Origin of the sequence: Desulfurivibrio alkaliphilus AHT 2, assembly GCF_000092205.1 — a bacterium.
GTDB lineage: Bacteria > Desulfobacterota > Desulfobulbia > Desulfobulbales > Desulfurivibrionaceae > Desulfurivibrio > Desulfurivibrio alkaliphilus.
This window is the reverse complement of sequence record NC_014216.1, coordinates 2,687,642-2,703,270: the sequence shown is the minus strand read 5'-3', so window position 1 is coordinate 2,703,270 and position 15,629 is coordinate 2,687,642. Positions and strand designations below refer to the sequence as shown.

Here is a 15,629-nt window from a genome sequence, read left to right as displayed (position 1 = left end):
CTGCGCCTGGCTGCAAGGCCAAACCTGCGGCACTGTTGAACGCTTACACATATCTCAAGGAGTAGCATGTTATGAGTGGCAAGAAAAAAACCACCAACGGTTTCACCGCCGACTCCGCCCGAGTAAATGGTAAACGGGGCAAAAACAGCTCCCCGGAGGCCCTGGACCGGAAAATGCGTGAGCAGGAAGAGCTGGGCGATGATTCCGACTGGCTGCTGCCGGACAACGATGCCCCCCCCCTGCCCCTTGGCCGAAAGACCGTGAGCGAGGATGACGACACCTCCGCCGGGGCCGATTTGCCGGGCAACTACCGCGCCGACAATGACGACGATGGTGACGACGAGGTCGGCGACCCTTACTTCTGGCCGGGGGAATCCGCCACCGACCAGGTCGATCCGGTCAAGGTTTATCTCCAGGAAATGGGCGCCGTGGCCCTGCTCTCCTCGGAAGAAGAGGTGGCGGTGGCCAAGGAAATCGAAAGGGGGGAACGGACCATCCAAGACGCCCTGGTCATTGCCCCGCCGGCCCTGGCTTACCTTGATGAAATCGCCAAAAAAATACAGCACGGCAACCGGATGCTCAGCGATATCGTCCGGGGCCTGGACGAGCTGGACAAAGAGACCCACGAAGAAAAACAAAAAAACTTTCTCTGGCGGATCGAAGAAGCCCTCCGCCTGGCCCGAGAAACCACGGCCCTGCGCCGGGACCAGCTCAACGCCGCCGGCAGCAACGAAGGAGCCCAGGAACGCCGGCAGCAGAGCCGCATCGACCGCAACCGCAAGGCCCAAGCCGCCCTGTTTGCCGACGACCGCTTCAGCGCCAAACACCTGCAGGCCATGGTTCGGCTCTTACGGGAACTGGAATCCAAGCTGATCGGCCCAAAGCCTGGCGGCCAGGATCAGGACGCGGCTTTGCAGGAGTGGCACTTTACCTGCCTGGAGCAGTACGGCCTTGATCGTCAGGAGCTGAGCGCTCTGCTGGCGCAGATCAGCTTGGGTGAGGAGATCAGCCGTGAGGCCAAAAACCGGCTGGTGCAGAGCAACCTGCGGCTGGTGGTCAGTGTGGCCAAAAAATATGCCGGCCGCGGTTTGCAATTACTGGATCTGGTCCAGGAGGGCAACATCGGCCTGATGAAGGCGGTGGAAAAATTCGAGTATCGCCGGGGCTACAAATTCAGCACCTACGCCACCTGGTGGATCCGCCAGGCGGTGACCCGGGCCATTGCCGACCAGGGCCGGACCATCCGGATCCCGGTCCACATGATCGACACCATCAACCGCATGCTCAAAGGGGCCAAGGAATACCAGCGCCAGCACGGCCGGGAACCAACTCCGGAGGAAATGGCCGAACACCTGGGGGTGGACATCGCCAAGGTCAAAAGCATTCTCAAGATCGCCAAAGAGCCGTTGTCGCTGGACACCCCGGTGGGCAGCGGGGAAGACAGTTTTCTCTCCGACTTCATTGAAGATGCCGACTCCACCTCCCCCGACGAGGCTACCATTTACGACAGCCTGCAGGACAATCTGGCCCGGGTACTGAAAACCCTGACCCCTCGCGAAGAGATGGTTCTGCGGCTGCGCTTCGGGATCGACACCGCCACCGACCTGACCCTGGAGGAGGTGGGAGAAAACTTTTCCGTTACCCGGGAACGAATTCGCCAGATTGAGGCCAAAGCCCTGAAAAAACTAAAGCACCCCACCCGCAAAAGCATCCTTTCACCCTTTTATGACGACGACTGAGCCAGACATTCCGCTGCTCCGCTGGCTGACCCTGGCCCACACGCCGGGCCTGGGGCCGGCCGGCGCCAACCGGCTGCTCGAGGCCACCGGTAGTATTGAACAGCTCTTTGCCGCCAGCCCCAACGAACTCCAGGCCCTGGGCCTGCGCCCGGCCATCGCTCAAGCCCTGATCAAACGCGACGGACTGGCCGCCGCCCGCCGGGAACTGGCGGCCGCCCGCCACGCCGGCCTGCACTGCCTGCCCCGGGACCACCCCCTTTATCCCGCTCTGCTCAACGAAACCAGCGACCCGCCGCTGATTTTATACGGCCACGGAGACCCCAACGCCCTGGCCCAACCGGCCCTGGCCCTGGTCGGGGCCCGGGCCGCCTCGGTTTACGGGCTGAAAATGGCGGCCAGACTGGCCGGTGAGCTGGCCGCCGCCGGGTTCACCGTGGTCAGCGGCGGGGCTCTGGGGATCGACAGCGCCGCCCACCAGGGCGCCCTCGACACCCCCGGCGGCCGAACGGTGGCGGTGCTGGGCTGCGGCCTGGATGTTGTTTATCCGCCCCAGAACAAAAAACTTTTTGCAAAGATCGCCGCAACAGGTATGCTCCTGAGCGAATATCCACCGGGCACCAGGCCGGAACCTTTTCGTTTTCCGGCCAGAAACCGCATTATCAGCGGGATGAGCGCCGGTACGGCGGTGATTGAAGCGGCCCGCCGCAGCGGCTCCCTGATCACCGCAGAAATGGCCATGGAACTGGGGCGGGAGGTCTTTGCCGTACCGGGCCGGGCAGACAGTAACAAAAGCGAAGGCTGCCACCGCCTGATCAAAGAAGGGGCCAAGCTGGTCCACGGGGTGGAAGACATCCTGGAGGAACTGGGTACCAGCCGGCCAGCACAACCGGCCGCCGGCGCCGCCACTGCACCAGGCGGCCGGCAGGGCGCCGGCAGCGATCTCCTTGCGGGGCCGCCGCTTACCAATGAGGCCGCCACCGTGCTGGCGGTATTGGACGACTACCCCAAGGCCATCGAAGAGATCATCACTCAGGCCGGAATGGCGGCCCGGCAGGTCAACGCGGTGCTGCTGGAACTGGAGTTGCAGGGGCTGATCGAGAGCGAACCCGGCCCCCAGTACCGTAAAACCTGAGTAAGCGAACAGCCGCACCGCATCTTCGGGCGATCAGCCAGGCTTACGTACAGGGGGTACGCTGCGCCTGGCTGCTTGCCCGAACCTGCGGCACGGCTGTTCGCTTACGGCCCGTTATACCGGTAGGTTAGTACCCCTGGTGAACGGTTACAAACCTGACAGCCGGCAAACACTTAACAAAACCTAAACCAACAAGTTGAATTCATGGGAAAATCATTAATTATCGTGGAATCACCGGCCAAGGCCCGGACCCTGCAAAAACACCTGGGCAAAGATTACCTGGTCAAGGCCTCGGTGGGCCATATCCGCGATCTGCCGGTGAGCTCGCTGGGGGTCGACATCGACCACGACTTTGCCCCCCAGTATGTCACCATCAAAGGCAAGGCCAAGGTGATCAGCGATTTGAAAAAAGCCGCCAAAGAGGCCGATCAGGTTTACCTGGCCCCCGACCCCGACCGCGAGGGCGAGGCCATTGCCTACCATATCGCCGAAGCCCTCAAAACCACCAGAAAGCCAATCCGGCGAGTGCTTTTTCATGAGCTGACCCACAAGGCCGTACTGGCGGCGCTGGAGAAATCCGGCGAGGTGGACCACCACCTCTTCGAGGCCCAACAGGCCCGCCGGGTGCTGGACCGGCTGGTGGGTTACCAGATCTCTCCCTTGCTCTGGGACAAGGTACGCCGGGGGCTGAGTGCCGGCCGGGTACAGTCGGTGGCGGTGCGGATGGTCTGCGAGCGGGAAGAGGAAATTGAAAAATTTGTCTCTGAAGAATACTGGTCGATCACCACCACCCTGGCCGGCCCTCAACCGCCGCCCTTCCAGGCCCTGCTGGAAAAGGTGGACGGGCGCAAACTGGACAACCGCAAGCGTAAAATCGCCGATGAAGCCCAGGCCCGGGAACTGGTATTGCAACTCATGGCAGCAGAGCTGAAAGTTGCCGGGGTGGATAAAAAGCAGCAGCGCCGACGCCCCAGCCCGCCCTTCATCACCAGCACCATGCAGATGGACGCCAACCGCAAGCTGCGCTTTTCCGCCAAAAAGACCATGGCCCAGGCCCAGCGCCTCTACGAGGGGATAGACTTGGGCAAGGAAGGTCCGGTGGGGCTGATCACTTACATGCGAACCGATTCCACCCGGGTCAACGACGAGGCGCTGGGCATGGCCCGGGATTACATCGGCAGCACCTACGGCGCCGACTACCTGCCGGCCAAGCCGGTGCAGTACAAAACCGGCAAGGGCGCCCAGGACGCCCACGAGGCCATTCGCCCCACCGATGTCAGCCGCACCCCGGAAAGCCTGGCCGGCAAGCTGGACAAAGACATGCTGGCCTTATACACCCTGATCTGGAAACGTTTCGTGGCCAGCCAGATGGCCCCGGCAATTTATGATCAGACCAGCATCCGCATTGCCGGCGGCCCCGAGGGCAGGCATGAACTGAAGGCCACCGGCTCCATCATGCGCTTTCCCGGTTTCATGACCCTTTATGTGGAAGCGGTGGATGAAACCCCGGAAGAAGGCAAGCAAAGCGGCAAAGGCGGCAAGGACGCCCTACTGCCCGATCTGCAGGAAGGGCAACTGCTCAAGCTCAATGAGATCACCCCCAAGCAGCACTTCACCCAGCCTCCGCCCCGCTACACCGAGGCCACCCTGGTCAAGGCGCTGGAAGAAAACGGGGTGGGCCGCCCCAGCACCTATGCCGCCATCCTCTCCACCATTGTCGACAAGGAGTACGTCAGGCTCACCCAGCGCAAATTCTACCCCACCGATTTGGGCCGAATGGTCAATAAGCTGCTGGTGGCCCATTTCCCCAAGGTAATCGACACCGATTTTACCGCCAAGCTGGAACAGGAGCTGGATGAGATTGAAACCGGCAAGGTCGACTGGGTCCAGGTGATGCGCGAGTTCTACGGGCCTTTCCAGCAGAACCTGGAACAGGCCAGGGAAGAGATGAAAGCGGTCAAGCACAGCGCCATCCCCACCGGCCTCAACTGCCCCCAATGCGAGAGCGAGTTGGTCATCAAGTGGGGCCGCAAGGGGGAGTTTCTGGCCTGCAGCAACTACCCGGAGTGCAAGCACACCCAGGATTTCACCCGCGATGAAGAGGGCAAAATCAAACCCCTGGAACGGGAGGCCCCGGAAGAATCAGGGGAAAGCTGCGACAAGTGCGGCAAGCCCATGGTCTACAAGCATGGCCGCTTCGGCAAATTCCTGGCCTGCTCTGGCTACCCGGACTGCAAGAACGTCCGGGCCATCAGCACCGGGGTAAGCTGCCCGGAGGACGGCTGCGACGGGGAAATAGTCCAGAAAGTCTCCAAGCGCGGCAAGGTCTTCTACAGCTGCAACCGCTACCCCAAATGCACCTACGCCCTCTGGGACAAACCGGTGGCCAAGCCCTGCCCGCTGTGCTCCTCCCCTTTCCTGGTGGAAAAAAGCAGCAAAAAGGGCCGCCGTCTGGCCTGCCCCAACAAGGAGTGCCGTTACTCCGAGGAATTGCCGGAGGAAGGGGAATAACTAAAAGCAGGAAAAATTATTGTTGGAACTTGGCAATCGGTAATCCGATAAGTATAATATAGAGAATAACACCATAAGTTTAAGCTTTCAGCATCATGCATAACGCTAACCACCGCTGACTGCTTATAACCTGCCAATATGTAAGCGATTACGGAGTACCGTCGCTTACAGGGAGTACGCACCATGGTTACCGGAATCCATTCAGCCCTGTCCGGCCTGCTGGCCCTGCAGCAAAAGACCGCGGCCACGGCCCATAACACCGCCAATGTCAACACCGACGGCTACAAGAAGGTCCGGGTAACCCTGCATGAAGGCGTGGCCCCCGGCACCGTGGAGCCACGGGCGGAGAAGATCGAGACCCCCGGCCCGGTGGTGCAGGAGCAAACCGCCGCAGGCCCGGAGATGGTGGAAAAATCAAACGTTGATCTGGCTCAGGAGATGCCCAACCTGATGCTCAGCCGCCGCTACTACCAGGCCAACCTCAAGGTCGTCCAGAGCGAGGACGAGCGGCTGGGGAGCCTGCTGAACATCAAAAGCTAACCTCATGTAATCGAACAGCCGCACCGCATCTTCGGGCGATCAGCCAGGCTTACGTACTGATGTACGCTGCACCTGGCTGCTTGCCCGAACCTGCGGCACGGCTGTTCGATTACAGCCCGTTAAGCGGTAAGCTATCACCCCTGGTGAACGCTTACGACCTCATGGGTAATCCGGCCATCCATGATGGTCAGCACCGCCCTGCCCTGCATTTCCCAATCGAGAAACGGTGAGTTGCGGCTGCGCGATTTGAGTTGATCGGCCTGAAAGGTAAACCGGTAATCCGGGTCGATCAGGGTCAGGTCGGCGGGTTCGCCCACCGCCAGGCGGCCGCCGGGCACACTCAGGATCCGGGCGGGATTGGTGCTCATCAGGGCCACCAGTTGCAGGGGGCTGAGCAAGCCGTCCCGCACCAGGGCCAGGCTCAGAGGCAGGGCGCTTTCCAGGCCGATGATGCCGTTGGCGGCCAGTTCAAATTCCAGCTCCTTTTCCAGTTCACTGTGGGGGGCATGGTCGGTGGCGATCACCTCCAGGGTGCCGTCGGCCAGGGCCTCGCGGATGGCGGCCACATCGGCGGCGGTGCGCAGCGGCGGGTTCATCTTGGCCCGGGTGTCGTAAAGGCCCACCGCCTCTTCGGTGAGGGTGAAGTAGTGGGGGGCGGTTTCCGCCGTCGCCTGCACTCCCCGCGCCTTGGCCCGCCGCACCAGGTCAACCGCTCCGGCGGTACTGACATGGGCGATATGGATGGGCCGGCCGGTATACTCGGCCAGGGCCAGCTCCCGGTGCACCATAATCTCCTCGGCCACTGCCGGAATCCCCCGCAGGCCCAGGCGGGTGGCGGTCTCCCCTTCGTTCATCGCCCCGTTGCGGCTCAAGCTGTCATCTTCGGCATGGCTGATCACCAGCAGGTCGTGGTCGCCGGCATACTCCAAGGCCCGGCGCATGAACTGGCTGTTGCCCACCGGCCGGCCGTCGTCACTGACCGCCCGCACCCCGGCCCGGCGCATTTCACCAAAAGGGGCCAGGGTTTCGCCCTGCAACCCCACGCTGATGGCCCCCACCGGGTAAACCCGGGCGGCGGCCCCGGCGGCGGCGGCCATGATCTGGCAGGTAACCGCCGCGCTGTCGTTGACCGGCCTGGTGTTGGGCATGCAGGCCACGGCGGTGAAGCCGCCGGCGGCGGCGGCCGCCGCCCCGCTGGCGACGGTTTCCTTGTGTTCCTCGCCGGGTTCCCGCAAATGCACATGGATGTCGATCAGGCCGGGTGCCAGCCAGCGACCGTCGGCGTCAATCCGCCGCAACTGCGGCGGCAACTCCAACCCCGCGGGGCTGCCCGCCGCCACCGCCACGATCCGGCCCTCGTGCACCAGCAGATATCCCTTCTCGTCCAGACCGGAAGCCGGGTCCAGCAGCCGAGCGTTTTCCAGCAAAATCGAAGCATCAGCAGACATACGCAATTATTCTCCGTAAACGTTCACCAGGGGTACCAACTTACCGGTCTAACGGGCCGTAATCGTTCAGCAGTGCCGCAGGTTCGGGCAAGCAGACAGGCGCAGCGTACCCCCTGTACGTAAGCCTGGCTGATCGCCCGAAGATGCGGTGCTGCTGTACGATTACTATTCTCCACCCATTATGAGGTACAATAGGGCCATCCTGATCGCCACCCCGTTGGTCACCTGGTCCAGGATAACCGAGCGGGGCCCGTCGGCCAGGGCCGGATCAAGCTCAACCCCTCGATTAATGGGGCCGGGGTGCATCAGGATGGCATCGGGCGCGGCCAGGGCCATGATTTCCGGGGTAATCCCGTAAAAGATGGCGTATTCCCGCAAGGAGGGCAGCAGCGGGTCCTGCTGGCGCTCCTTCTGAATCCGCAGGGTCATCACCACATCGGCCCCGCTCACCGCCTGGCGCACCGAGCGGCAATGCTGCGCGCCCATGGCGGCAATCCCCGGCGGGATCAAGGTGGCGGGCCCGGCCACCCGAACCTCGGCCCCCATTTTGCAAAAGCCGATAATATTGGAATGGGCCACCCGGCTGTGGGTGATATCCCCGATGATCGCCACTTTCAAACCGGCAATTCGCCCCTTGTGCTCCCGCACCGTCATCAGGTCCAACAGGCCCTGGCTGGGGTGCTCATGGGCCCCGTCGCCGGCGTTGATCACCGAGGCATCGATATGCCGGGCCAGCAGGCCGGGGGAGCCGGAACAGGAGTGACGGATAATGATGCAGTCGGGGTTCATGGCCGCCAGGTTACGGGCCGTATCCACCATGGTCTCACCCTTAGCCGTGCTGCTACCGGCCCCGGAGATGTTGAAGGTGTCGGCGCTCATCCGCTTGGCGGCGATCTCGAAAGAGAGCCGGGTGCGGGTGGAGGGTTCCAGAAACAGGTTGATAACCGTTTTCCCCCGCAGGGTGGGCACCTTCTTGATCGAGCGTTGCGATATTTCCTTGAAGCTCTCGGCGGTTTTAAGAATGAAATCGATATCGGCGGCGGCCAGATCACCAAGCCCCAGGATGTGTCGATGCGGAAAAAGGTAATCGGCGCTCATGGTTATTCTATCCTCTGCCCCAGTCGATTCCAGCGCACCCCGGTTTCCTCATGATCCCAGGACCAGTATAAAACAAAGGCCTTGCCCCGCAGGGCAGTGGTCTCCACCATGCCCCAGAAGCGGCTGTCGTGGCTGTTATCGCGATTGTCCCCCAAAGTGAAAAGTTCATCGGGGCCCACTTTCACCGGGCCGAAGTTGTCGCGGGGCTGGCGGGAGGGAGGCAGGATATCGTCGTCGCGAAACACCGCCCGGGGGTCTTCCAGTGGTTCACCGTCGATATAAACCTGTTTATCACGAATCTCCACGGTCTCACCCGGCAGGCCGATAATTCGCTTGATATAGTCCTGCCTAGGGTTACGGGGATAGCGAAAAACCACCACGTCGTAACGCTTAGGCTCTTGCAGACTGACCCAGACCTCCCCGCTGAAGGGGTTGCGCACCCCGTAGACGAACTTGTTGACCAGCAGATGATCGCCGATTAACAGCGTCGGTTCCATGGAGCCGGAGGGAATTTTAAAGGCCTGCACCACAAAAGTGCGAATGAGCAGGGCCAGGAGCAGGGCCACAATAATGGCCTCGGCATATTCACGAAAAACTGATTTCCGTGAAGACTCCCGATTATTATCGGTCAAACTTTTTCCTCCAGCAAAAGATTTTTTAAAAGACCCGCTTAAACTGCCGCCAACGGCGCCGGTGCCTGGAGGCGCCCCATCTTAAACCCAATGCCTGTCAGGGTTTCGGGCCGTCACCCGGGGCGGCGAAAACCGTCCGGCAAACCTGTGTAGCTATACCGCAAAGCACAAAAAAAGACAAGCAACCGCTTGATATTTAAGCTTTACCCTTGACATCGCGGCCCTTTTATGTCCTTAATGCGATCATGACGTTAGGCTTAAAAGCCTGGAAGTACCCGGAAGCATAAAGAAAGGCGACAAATGATGAGTTGCCTGCTTACATAGCAATGTTGTGCAAGTCTGGTGACAGGATCAGCGATGGCCTTAACCCTGCCAAACCTTAAAAAAATAAGCCTGTCCTCCCTCGGGCGGCTTACCCTGCCCGGTGGCGGCCGATCCGCTTTGGCCCTGGGGCTGGACATCGGCTCCCATGCCGTCAAGGTCTGCGAGCTGCATCGCCTGACCGACGGCTACCGGCTGCTGACCCTGGGCAGCGCCCTGATCCCGCCCGAGGCCACCGAAGATGGCGCTCTGCTCGACGCCGAGGCCGTGGCCGGGGTGCTCTCCCCTTTGCTGGCCAACCTGAAAAGCAAAAACCGCAAAGTGGCCATTTCCGTTTCCGGTTACTCGGTGATCGTAAAAAAAATCAACCTCCAGGTGATGAGTACCGAAGAGCTGGAAAAGCACATCATCGAAGAGGCGGAGCAGTACATCCCCTTTGATATCGATGATGTTTACCTGGACTTCCACGACCTGCAGACCAACCGGGAAGGCGACGAAAACACCGATGTGATGCTGGTGGCGGCCAAAAAGGAGCTGGTGGACGGCTACCTGGAACTGCTGGACGGCCTGGGGCTGGAAGCGGTGGTGGTGGACGTGGACGCCTTTGCCCTGGAAAACGCCTTCGACGCCCACCAGCAGCAAGCGGAAAACGTGGCCCTGGTGGACATCGGGGCCGGCAAAATGAACATCAACCTGCTCAGTGGCGGCAGTTCGGCCCTGACCCGCGACATCACCCTGGGCGGCCGCGACCTGACCATTCAACTGCAAAACTCCCTGGGTCTTTCCTTCGATGAGGCCGAGGCCCTGAAAACCGGCAAAATGCCGGCTCCCTCGGAAGAAACACGGCAAAAAGCGGCGGAGATTGTACAAGACACCTGCCGGCAGTGGAGCGAAGAGATCAAGCGGGCCATCGCTTTTTACCTCTCCAGCAACGAGGACCAGCCCATCAGCCGGATCGTGATCAGCGGCGGCAGCGCAAGGCTTACCGGCCTGGCCGATTACCTGGCCCAACAGTGCGAGTTGCCCTGCACCGTATTCAATCCCTTCACCAGAATTGAATACGACCCAAAAAAAATCGACCCCGAGTACCTGCAGGTCGCCGCCCCGGAAATGGGCCAGGCCTTCGGCCTGGCCACCCGGTCGGTGGAGTTTTAGGGGAAGACCATGATTAAGATAAACCTGCTGCCGATCAAGGAAATCAGGCAAAAACTGCGCCGGCGCTACGAGTTTTTCGGCCTTTTCGGCGCCCTGGCGGTTGTGCTGCTTGTTCTGGGCGGAATCACCCTGGTGATGGCCCTTCAGGCCGGCCGGCTGGAGGCGAGAATCAGCGACCTGGAGGCGGAGCGGGCCTCTTATGTCGCCATCCAAAGAGAAATCGACGGCCTTAGAAGAAAGCGTGAAGAGCTGGAGGTCAAGATTGCCGCCATCGACCAGTTGCGCGCCGACTCCCAGTTGCCCGTCCGAATCGTGGACGAGATCAGCAACCTGACTCCCAGCGCCCGGATGTGGCTAACCTCCCTGCGGATGTCCGGCACCACCATCAACCTGGCCGGTATCGGCCTGGACAACCCCACCATCGCCCAATACATGCAGGCCCTGGAACGCTCCCCCTATTTTAGCAGCGCTGATTTGACCAGTTCCACCCAGACCGAGGTGGGCGGCAACCGGCTTAAATCATTTTCCCTGGTTATCCGGGTCACCCCGCCCAAACCGGCATCGGAGGAAGCGGAATGAACCAGAAACTGAAGCCGCTGCTCAAAAAGCTGGATGTACTGCTGGAAACCAAAACCGGCATGCTCACCAGCCTGCACAAACTGCTGATCCTGCTGGGGGTCTGCGCGCTGCCGGCGGTTATTTTCACCTTCCTGGTGTTTATCCCCAAAGCGGGCGAAATGGACCAGGCCCGCAACCGCATCCAAAACCTGGAAAGCGAGATCACACGTCTTGCCCGGGTAGCAAGGGAAATTGACCAGCATCGGGAAGACACCCGGCAGGTGGAACTGCGACTGGAAGAACTATCCCTACTGCTACCCGAAGAAAAAGAGATTCCCCTGCTGCTGACCAGCATCTCCAACCTGGGTACCCACTCCGGCCTGGATTTTCTGCTGTTCCGCCCCCAGAGTGAGGTGCGACACCAGTTTTACGCCGAAATCCCCCTCAGTATCTCGGTCCGGGGACCATACCATAACGTCGGCACCTTTCTTGACCGCATCAGCAAACTGCCCCGGATTGTCACGGTGCAGGACATCAATATGAGTTCACCGACCCGCACCGGGAACCGGATGTACCTGACCACCAACATCACTTTGCTGACTTACCGCTTCATCGAACCGGAAACGGCGCCGCCCCCACCGGCCCGCTCGCGGAGGCGATAGGAAATCATGCGTTATTCGGCAAGCAAAACCATACGCATCGGCACCCTGGCCATGGCTTTTGGCCTTGCCGGCCCGCAATGGGCCACCGGAGAAGAGGCGCCTGCAGCCGACCAAGTGTCCCCGGAAGTCATCCTGGAGGTACCGGCCCCGCCGTCGCTGGCCGACACCCCGGAGTTACAGCTTTCGCCTCAGGCCGACTTTGTTTACCGCCTGGTCGGCCGCCCCGACCCCTTTATGCCCTTCGTGGAGGCCGCCCCCGCTCCCTCGCCGGACGTTGACGTAGCAGAAAGAGAGGAGGAGGTACTTACCGGCCTGCGCCGGTTTGAACCCGGGCAATTGACCCTGACCGCCATCATCGTCAGCGACCGGGAGACCATGGCCATGGCCGAGGACTCCACCGGCCGCGGCTATTTCATCCGCCCCGGTGACTTAATCGGCCGCCAGGGCCGGGTGGAGAGCATCACCCCGGGTCGGGTCATTATCAAAGAGCCCACGGTGACCCCAACGGGCGAAACGGAATACCGCACCATTGAAATGTTTTTAACCCAAGAGGGAGATTGACCGTGATGACACCCATCCCCCGACATATCAAGGCGATCGTGCTGGTGCTGCTGCTCGGCGGGCTGCTGGGCGGCCACCAGGCTGGTGCCACCGCCGCGACCGCCGGTTATGTGGTTGACGCCATCACCCTGGAACCAAAAGACGACGCCATCATGTTGCGAATCTCCGGCAGTTCGGCGCCGACCTTTACCAGCTACCTGCTCTTTGACCCGCCCCGGGTGGTGATTGATATCGCCGATGCCGACTGGGCCGAGGGCCTGGTCACCCCGCCCGGTTTGCCGCAGGGTGAACTGCAGGAACTGCGCCGCCGTTCCCTGGAGCCGCAGAACATCATCCGTCTGGAGGCCATTCTTTCCAGCACCCTGGATTACCGTACCACCGCCGACCATCATGACATTCTGCTGACCCTGGCCACCCCGCCGCGGGTGATGACCGCCGGCAAGGCCAAACCGGCCCCGGCCGTGGAAGAAGAGATCAGCAAGACCATCCCCGCGCCCAAGATCAAGCAACCTCCGGCGCCCAAGCCCGATGATCCTGCCGCCGCCATCCTGGCCGATCTTAAAAAGGCGCAACCGCCGCTGGAGACCGCCGAGCCGGTGGTGCCCAGAATTCCATCCCTGGAGTTTCATACCCGGCCACGGGTGGAGCCAAAGCCGGAAACCCCGGCTTATGACCTGGCCGACCTCGCCATCGGGGTAGCGATGGAGGAGCCGCCGGTGCTGGCGCCGGAACCCGATGATGAACAGATGCGGGTCAATGTGGAATTTTTCAAGACCGACCTGCATAACGTCTTTCGCTTTTTTGCCCAGGCCACCGGGCGCAATGTGGTGGTGGACGAAGCCGTTCGCGGTCAACTCACCCTGACCCTGAAGGATGTGCCATGGGATTTTGCCTTGAACATCATCCTCAACCTCAAGGATCTGCAAAAGGAAGAACGCCACAACACCATCGTCATCTCCCCCCGGGCCAAAGAATTTGTCTGGCCGGAAAGAGAAGATGACACCGTGGCCCCGCAACAGTTGCAGGTTCGAGCCGCCCCGCAGATCACCGTGCAGCAGCGCATCGAGCTGCCACCGGAGCAGATCCGGGCACGCCGATTGATCCGCCAGGCCACCGAACTGGACGAAACCGGCAACCATGACGGAGCGTTGACCGTCTACGAAACGGCCCTGGAGCTGTGGCCGGAGAACTCGCTCCTGGCGGAGCGTATCGCCACCATCTACCTGGTTAAGCTTGGCAACAATGCCCGGTCCCTGCATTTTGCCCGCATGGCCCTGCGCCACGACGAGACCAACGACCGGGCCGCCCTGGTGGCGGCCATTGCCGCCGCCAATATGCAGCGCGGCGCCGACGCCAAGGAGTTCTTCGACCAGTCCATCAGCCAGCCCCAGCCGTCGGCCGAGGCCTTGATCAGCTATGCCGCCTTTGCCGAGGAGCATGACAGCCCCAATGGGGCCCTGGCCCTGCTGCAACGCTACAAGCAGCTGTTTGGTGACGACCTGGACACCATGATCGCCAAAGCCCGACTTTTTGACCGTACCGGCGCCGTACAGCAGGCCCGAGAGCAATACCGCGCTATTCTGCATTCCGGATTTGAGCTGCCGCAGGACCTGCAGCGTTTTATCCGGAGCCGAATCGCCGACACAGGAGAGTAGAGGAGAAAGACCATGCGAGCACTGAAAATTATGCCGACCATACTGGGAATTATCGCCCTGACCCTGGGTCTGGCCGCTTGCTCCCCCGTTGCCTCCGATCCCTCGGAACGGGATGCCGCCCCACTGGCCCCCACCGTGGAACAGGAGACCACCGACCAACTGCCGGCACGCTACCAGCGCCCGGCCTATGCCTTCCGTACCCAGGACGCCAGACTGCAGCTTGGCGTCGAGGATGAACCGGAAGTCCGGGTGCCGGTGGGAGCCGATATCTCTTCCAGCGTCGGCCCGGTGCCGTTGCGGGAGATTTTGCGTAAACTGGCCGGCCTTAGGGGAATGAACATCAGCTGGGCCAGCGATGTTGATCAGCATGTGCCGGTGGATGTGGATATCCGGGCCAATGATGATTTTTACCAGGCCATCAATAACCTCCTGCGCCAGGTCGACTACTTCCACGAGGTGGACAACAACACCATCGTGGTCAGGTACCAGGAAACCCGGGCCTTCCACGTGGCCATGCCCTTCATGCGCTCCACCTACAGTACCGGTGTAGGCGGCGATGTACTGGGTGCCGGCGGCATAGGCGGCGGCAGTGGCGCCCTGGTGGGCAACATTCAGCTTACCAGCGACGGCAATGAGTTCGATATCTGGGAAAATATTCGCAAAAACCTGGACCAGATCCTGGAGATCTGGGATGAAACCGTGCAGACCACCCCGGCCCCGGGCACCAACGGCGAGGTCACCACCACCCGCCGTCGTGATGTCAAAGGGGCCAAAGGCTATTACGCCATCGACAAGCCCATCGGGCTGATCACCGTTAACGCCCCCCGGCCCCTGGTCAACAAGATCGAGGAATACCTGGATAACCTGAAATCCCGTTTGTTCCGCCAGATCTCCATCGAGGCCAAGATCGTCGAGGTCAACCTGGATGAGCAGCACAAAAGCGGTATCGACTGGCGCGGGGTATTAAGCGGCAAGCACCTCAACTTTGAGCTGTTCGGCCCCGAGGGGATTATCTATCCTTGGGACGCCGCCGGCGGCGGGGTAACCCAGGCCACCATCGGTCCCAACCCCTTCCAGGTGCTGCTTGATGCCATTGAGACCCAGGGCGCCGCCGATGTTTTGGCCAACCCCAAGATCAGCGTGATGAACGGTCAACCGGCCCTGATCACGGTGGGTGAAACCTTCCGCTACATCTCCCAGGTAGAAACCACCACCGACACCGGCGGCGGCATCTCCACCAGCGTGACCACCGACACCGTGATGTCCGGCCTGGGTCTGGCGGTGCTGCCTACCATCACCGATCAGAACGAGATCGTCCTGAGCCTGACCCCGGTTACCTCCAGCCTTACCCAACCCATGCAGGAGCGGACCTTTCAGGGCATGACCGTCCAGTTGCCCCAGATCAACATCCGCGAACTCAACAGCGTGGTCAAGGTACGGGACGGCGACACCCTGATGATCGGCGGCTTGATCGACAATGTGCAGGATAGCACCAGCCACCGGGTGCCGATTCTGGGCAACATCCCCATTTTAGGAAAGCTGTTCAGCCACGAAACCAAGACCTCCCGTAAACGGGAACTGGTCATCCTGCTGCAGCCCACCATTATTTGATGACGG

13 protein-coding genes are annotated in these 15,629 nt (G+C 61.2%); 10 read left to right on the top strand and 3 right to left on the bottom strand.

Annotated features, from left to right (window positions below; genetic code table 11):
- The first annotated feature begins 71 nt into the window (after positions 1 to 71).
- The 4 genes from rpoD (at position 72) to DAAHT2_RS11765 (ending at position 5,922) form a co-directional block, all read left to right on the top strand.
- Positions 72 to 1,739, top strand: a complete 1,668-nt coding sequence (rpoD, locus tag DAAHT2_RS15290; protein ID WP_013164499.1) for an RNA polymerase sigma factor RpoD — start codon at positions 72 to 74, stop codon at positions 1,737 to 1,739.
- Positions 1,726 to 2,871, top strand: a complete 1,146-nt coding sequence (gene dprA / locus DAAHT2_RS11775) for a DNA-processing protein DprA (RefSeq protein WP_013164498.1) — start codon at positions 1,726 to 1,728, stop codon at positions 2,869 to 2,871. The genes rpoD and dprA overlap by 14 nt, the downstream gene beginning before the upstream one ends.
- 204 nt (positions 2,872 to 3,075) lie before the next feature.
- Positions 3,076 to 5,382 carry a type I DNA topoisomerase gene (gene topA / locus DAAHT2_RS11770; protein ID WP_013164497.1) on the top strand — a complete coding sequence of 769 codons (2,307 nt, stop codon included), beginning with the start codon at positions 3,076 to 3,078 and terminating at the stop codon, positions 5,380 to 5,382.
- A 183-nt stretch (positions 5,383 to 5,565) separates the two neighbouring features.
- Positions 5,566 to 5,922, top strand: a complete 357-nt coding sequence (locus DAAHT2_RS11765) for a flagellar basal body rod C-terminal domain-containing protein (protein ID WP_013164496.1) — start codon at positions 5,566 to 5,568, stop codon at positions 5,920 to 5,922.
- Between the two features lie 134 nt (positions 5,923 to 6,056).
- Here DAAHT2_RS11765 and DAAHT2_RS11760 read toward each other — a convergent pair whose 3' ends face one another.
- The 3 genes from DAAHT2_RS11760 to lepB all read right to left on the bottom strand — a co-directional run bounded on the left by DAAHT2_RS11760 (position 6,057) and on the right by lepB (position 9,100).
- Positions 6,057 to 7,370, bottom strand: a complete 1,314-nt coding sequence (locus tag DAAHT2_RS11760; protein WP_013164495.1) for a dihydroorotase — start codon at positions 7,368 to 7,370, stop codon at positions 6,057 to 6,059.
- Between the two features lie 165 nt (positions 7,371 to 7,535).
- Positions 7,536 to 8,468 (bottom strand): aspartate carbamoyltransferase catalytic subunit, encoded by a 933-nt coding sequence (locus DAAHT2_RS11755; protein WP_013164494.1) that lies wholly within the window; start codon positions 8,466 to 8,468, stop codon positions 7,536 to 7,538.
- A gap of 2 nt (positions 8,469 to 8,470) precedes the next feature.
- Positions 8,471 to 9,100 carry a signal peptidase I gene (gene lepB, locus DAAHT2_RS11750; protein WP_013164493.1) on the bottom strand — a complete coding sequence of 210 codons (630 nt, stop codon included), beginning with the start codon at positions 9,098 to 9,100 and terminating at the stop codon, positions 8,471 to 8,473.
- Positions 9,101 to 9,457: 357 nt separating this feature from the next.
- On the opposite strand from lepB, the gene pilM reads away from it, so the two are divergent.
- The 6 genes from pilM to DAAHT2_RS11720 are packed head-to-tail and all read left to right on the top strand — an operon-like array spanning position 9,458 to position 15,623.
- Entirely contained in the window at positions 9,458 to 10,576 is a 1,119-nt protein-coding gene (pilM, locus tag DAAHT2_RS11745; RefSeq protein WP_013164492.1) for a type IV pilus assembly protein PilM, read from the top strand.
- A gap of 9 nt (positions 10,577 to 10,585) precedes the next feature.
- Positions 10,586 to 11,155, top strand: coding sequence for a PilN domain-containing protein (locus DAAHT2_RS11740; protein ID WP_013164491.1), 570 nt, complete (start codon positions 10,586 to 10,588; stop codon positions 11,153 to 11,155).
- Complete coding sequence (locus DAAHT2_RS11735) at positions 11,152 to 11,796, top strand: type IV pilus inner membrane component PilO (protein ID WP_013164490.1); 645 nt, start codon at positions 11,152 to 11,154, stop codon at positions 11,794 to 11,796. The genes DAAHT2_RS11740 and DAAHT2_RS11735 overlap by 4 nt, the downstream gene beginning before the upstream one ends.
- A 6-nt stretch (positions 11,797 to 11,802) precedes the next feature.
- Complete coding sequence (locus tag DAAHT2_RS11730) at positions 11,803 to 12,357, top strand: hypothetical protein (protein WP_013164489.1); 555 nt, start codon at positions 11,803 to 11,805, stop codon at positions 12,355 to 12,357.
- A gap of 5 nt (positions 12,358 to 12,362) precedes the next feature.
- Positions 12,363 to 14,012, top strand: a complete 1,650-nt coding sequence (locus DAAHT2_RS11725; RefSeq protein WP_013164488.1) for a secretin and TonB N-terminal domain-containing protein — start codon at positions 12,363 to 12,365, stop codon at positions 14,010 to 14,012.
- 12 nt (positions 14,013 to 14,024) lie between these two features.
- Complete coding sequence (locus DAAHT2_RS11720; protein WP_013164487.1) at positions 14,025 to 15,623, top strand: type II secretion system protein GspD; 1,599 nt, start codon at positions 14,025 to 14,027, stop codon at positions 15,621 to 15,623.
- Positions 15,624 to 15,629 lie beyond the last annotated feature (6 nt).

Bases quoted from the DNA above. Each gene is read 5' to 3' on its own strand.
- DAAHT2_RS11720 (WP_013164487.1), top strand. From the start codon at position 14,025: ATGCGAGCACTGAAAATTATGCCGACCATACTGGGAATTATCGCCCTG.
- dprA (WP_013164498.1), top strand. From the start codon at position 1,726: ATGACGACGACTGAGCCAGACATTCCGCTGCTCCGCTGGCTGACCCTG.
- DAAHT2_RS11725 (WP_013164488.1), top strand. From the start codon at position 12,363: ATGACACCCATCCCCCGACATATCAAGGCGATCGTGCTGGTGCTGCTG.
- DAAHT2_RS11765 (WP_013164496.1), top strand. From the start codon at position 5,566: ATGGTTACCGGAATCCATTCAGCCCTGTCCGGCCTGCTGGCCCTGCAG.
- DAAHT2_RS11740 (WP_013164491.1), top strand. From the start codon at position 10,586: ATGATTAAGATAAACCTGCTGCCGATCAAGGAAATCAGGCAAAAACTG.
- DAAHT2_RS11730 (WP_013164489.1), top strand. From the start codon at position 11,803: ATGCGTTATTCGGCAAGCAAAACCATACGCATCGGCACCCTGGCCATG.
- rpoD (WP_013164499.1), top strand. From the start codon at position 72: ATGAGTGGCAAGAAAAAAACCACCAACGGTTTCACCGCCGACTCCGCC.
- DAAHT2_RS11755 (WP_013164494.1), bottom strand. From the start codon at position 8,468: ATGAGCGCCGATTACCTTTTTCCGCATCGACACATCCTGGGGCTTGGT.
- pilM (WP_013164492.1), top strand. From the start codon at position 9,458: ATGGCCTTAACCCTGCCAAACCTTAAAAAAATAAGCCTGTCCTCCCTC.
- topA (WP_013164497.1), top strand. From the start codon at position 3,076: ATGGGAAAATCATTAATTATCGTGGAATCACCGGCCAAGGCCCGGACC.
- DAAHT2_RS11735 (WP_013164490.1), top strand. From the start codon at position 11,152: ATGAACCAGAAACTGAAGCCGCTGCTCAAAAAGCTGGATGTACTGCTG.
- DAAHT2_RS11760 (WP_013164495.1), bottom strand. From the start codon at position 7,370: ATGTCTGCTGATGCTTCGATTTTGCTGGAAAACGCTCGGCTGCTGGAC.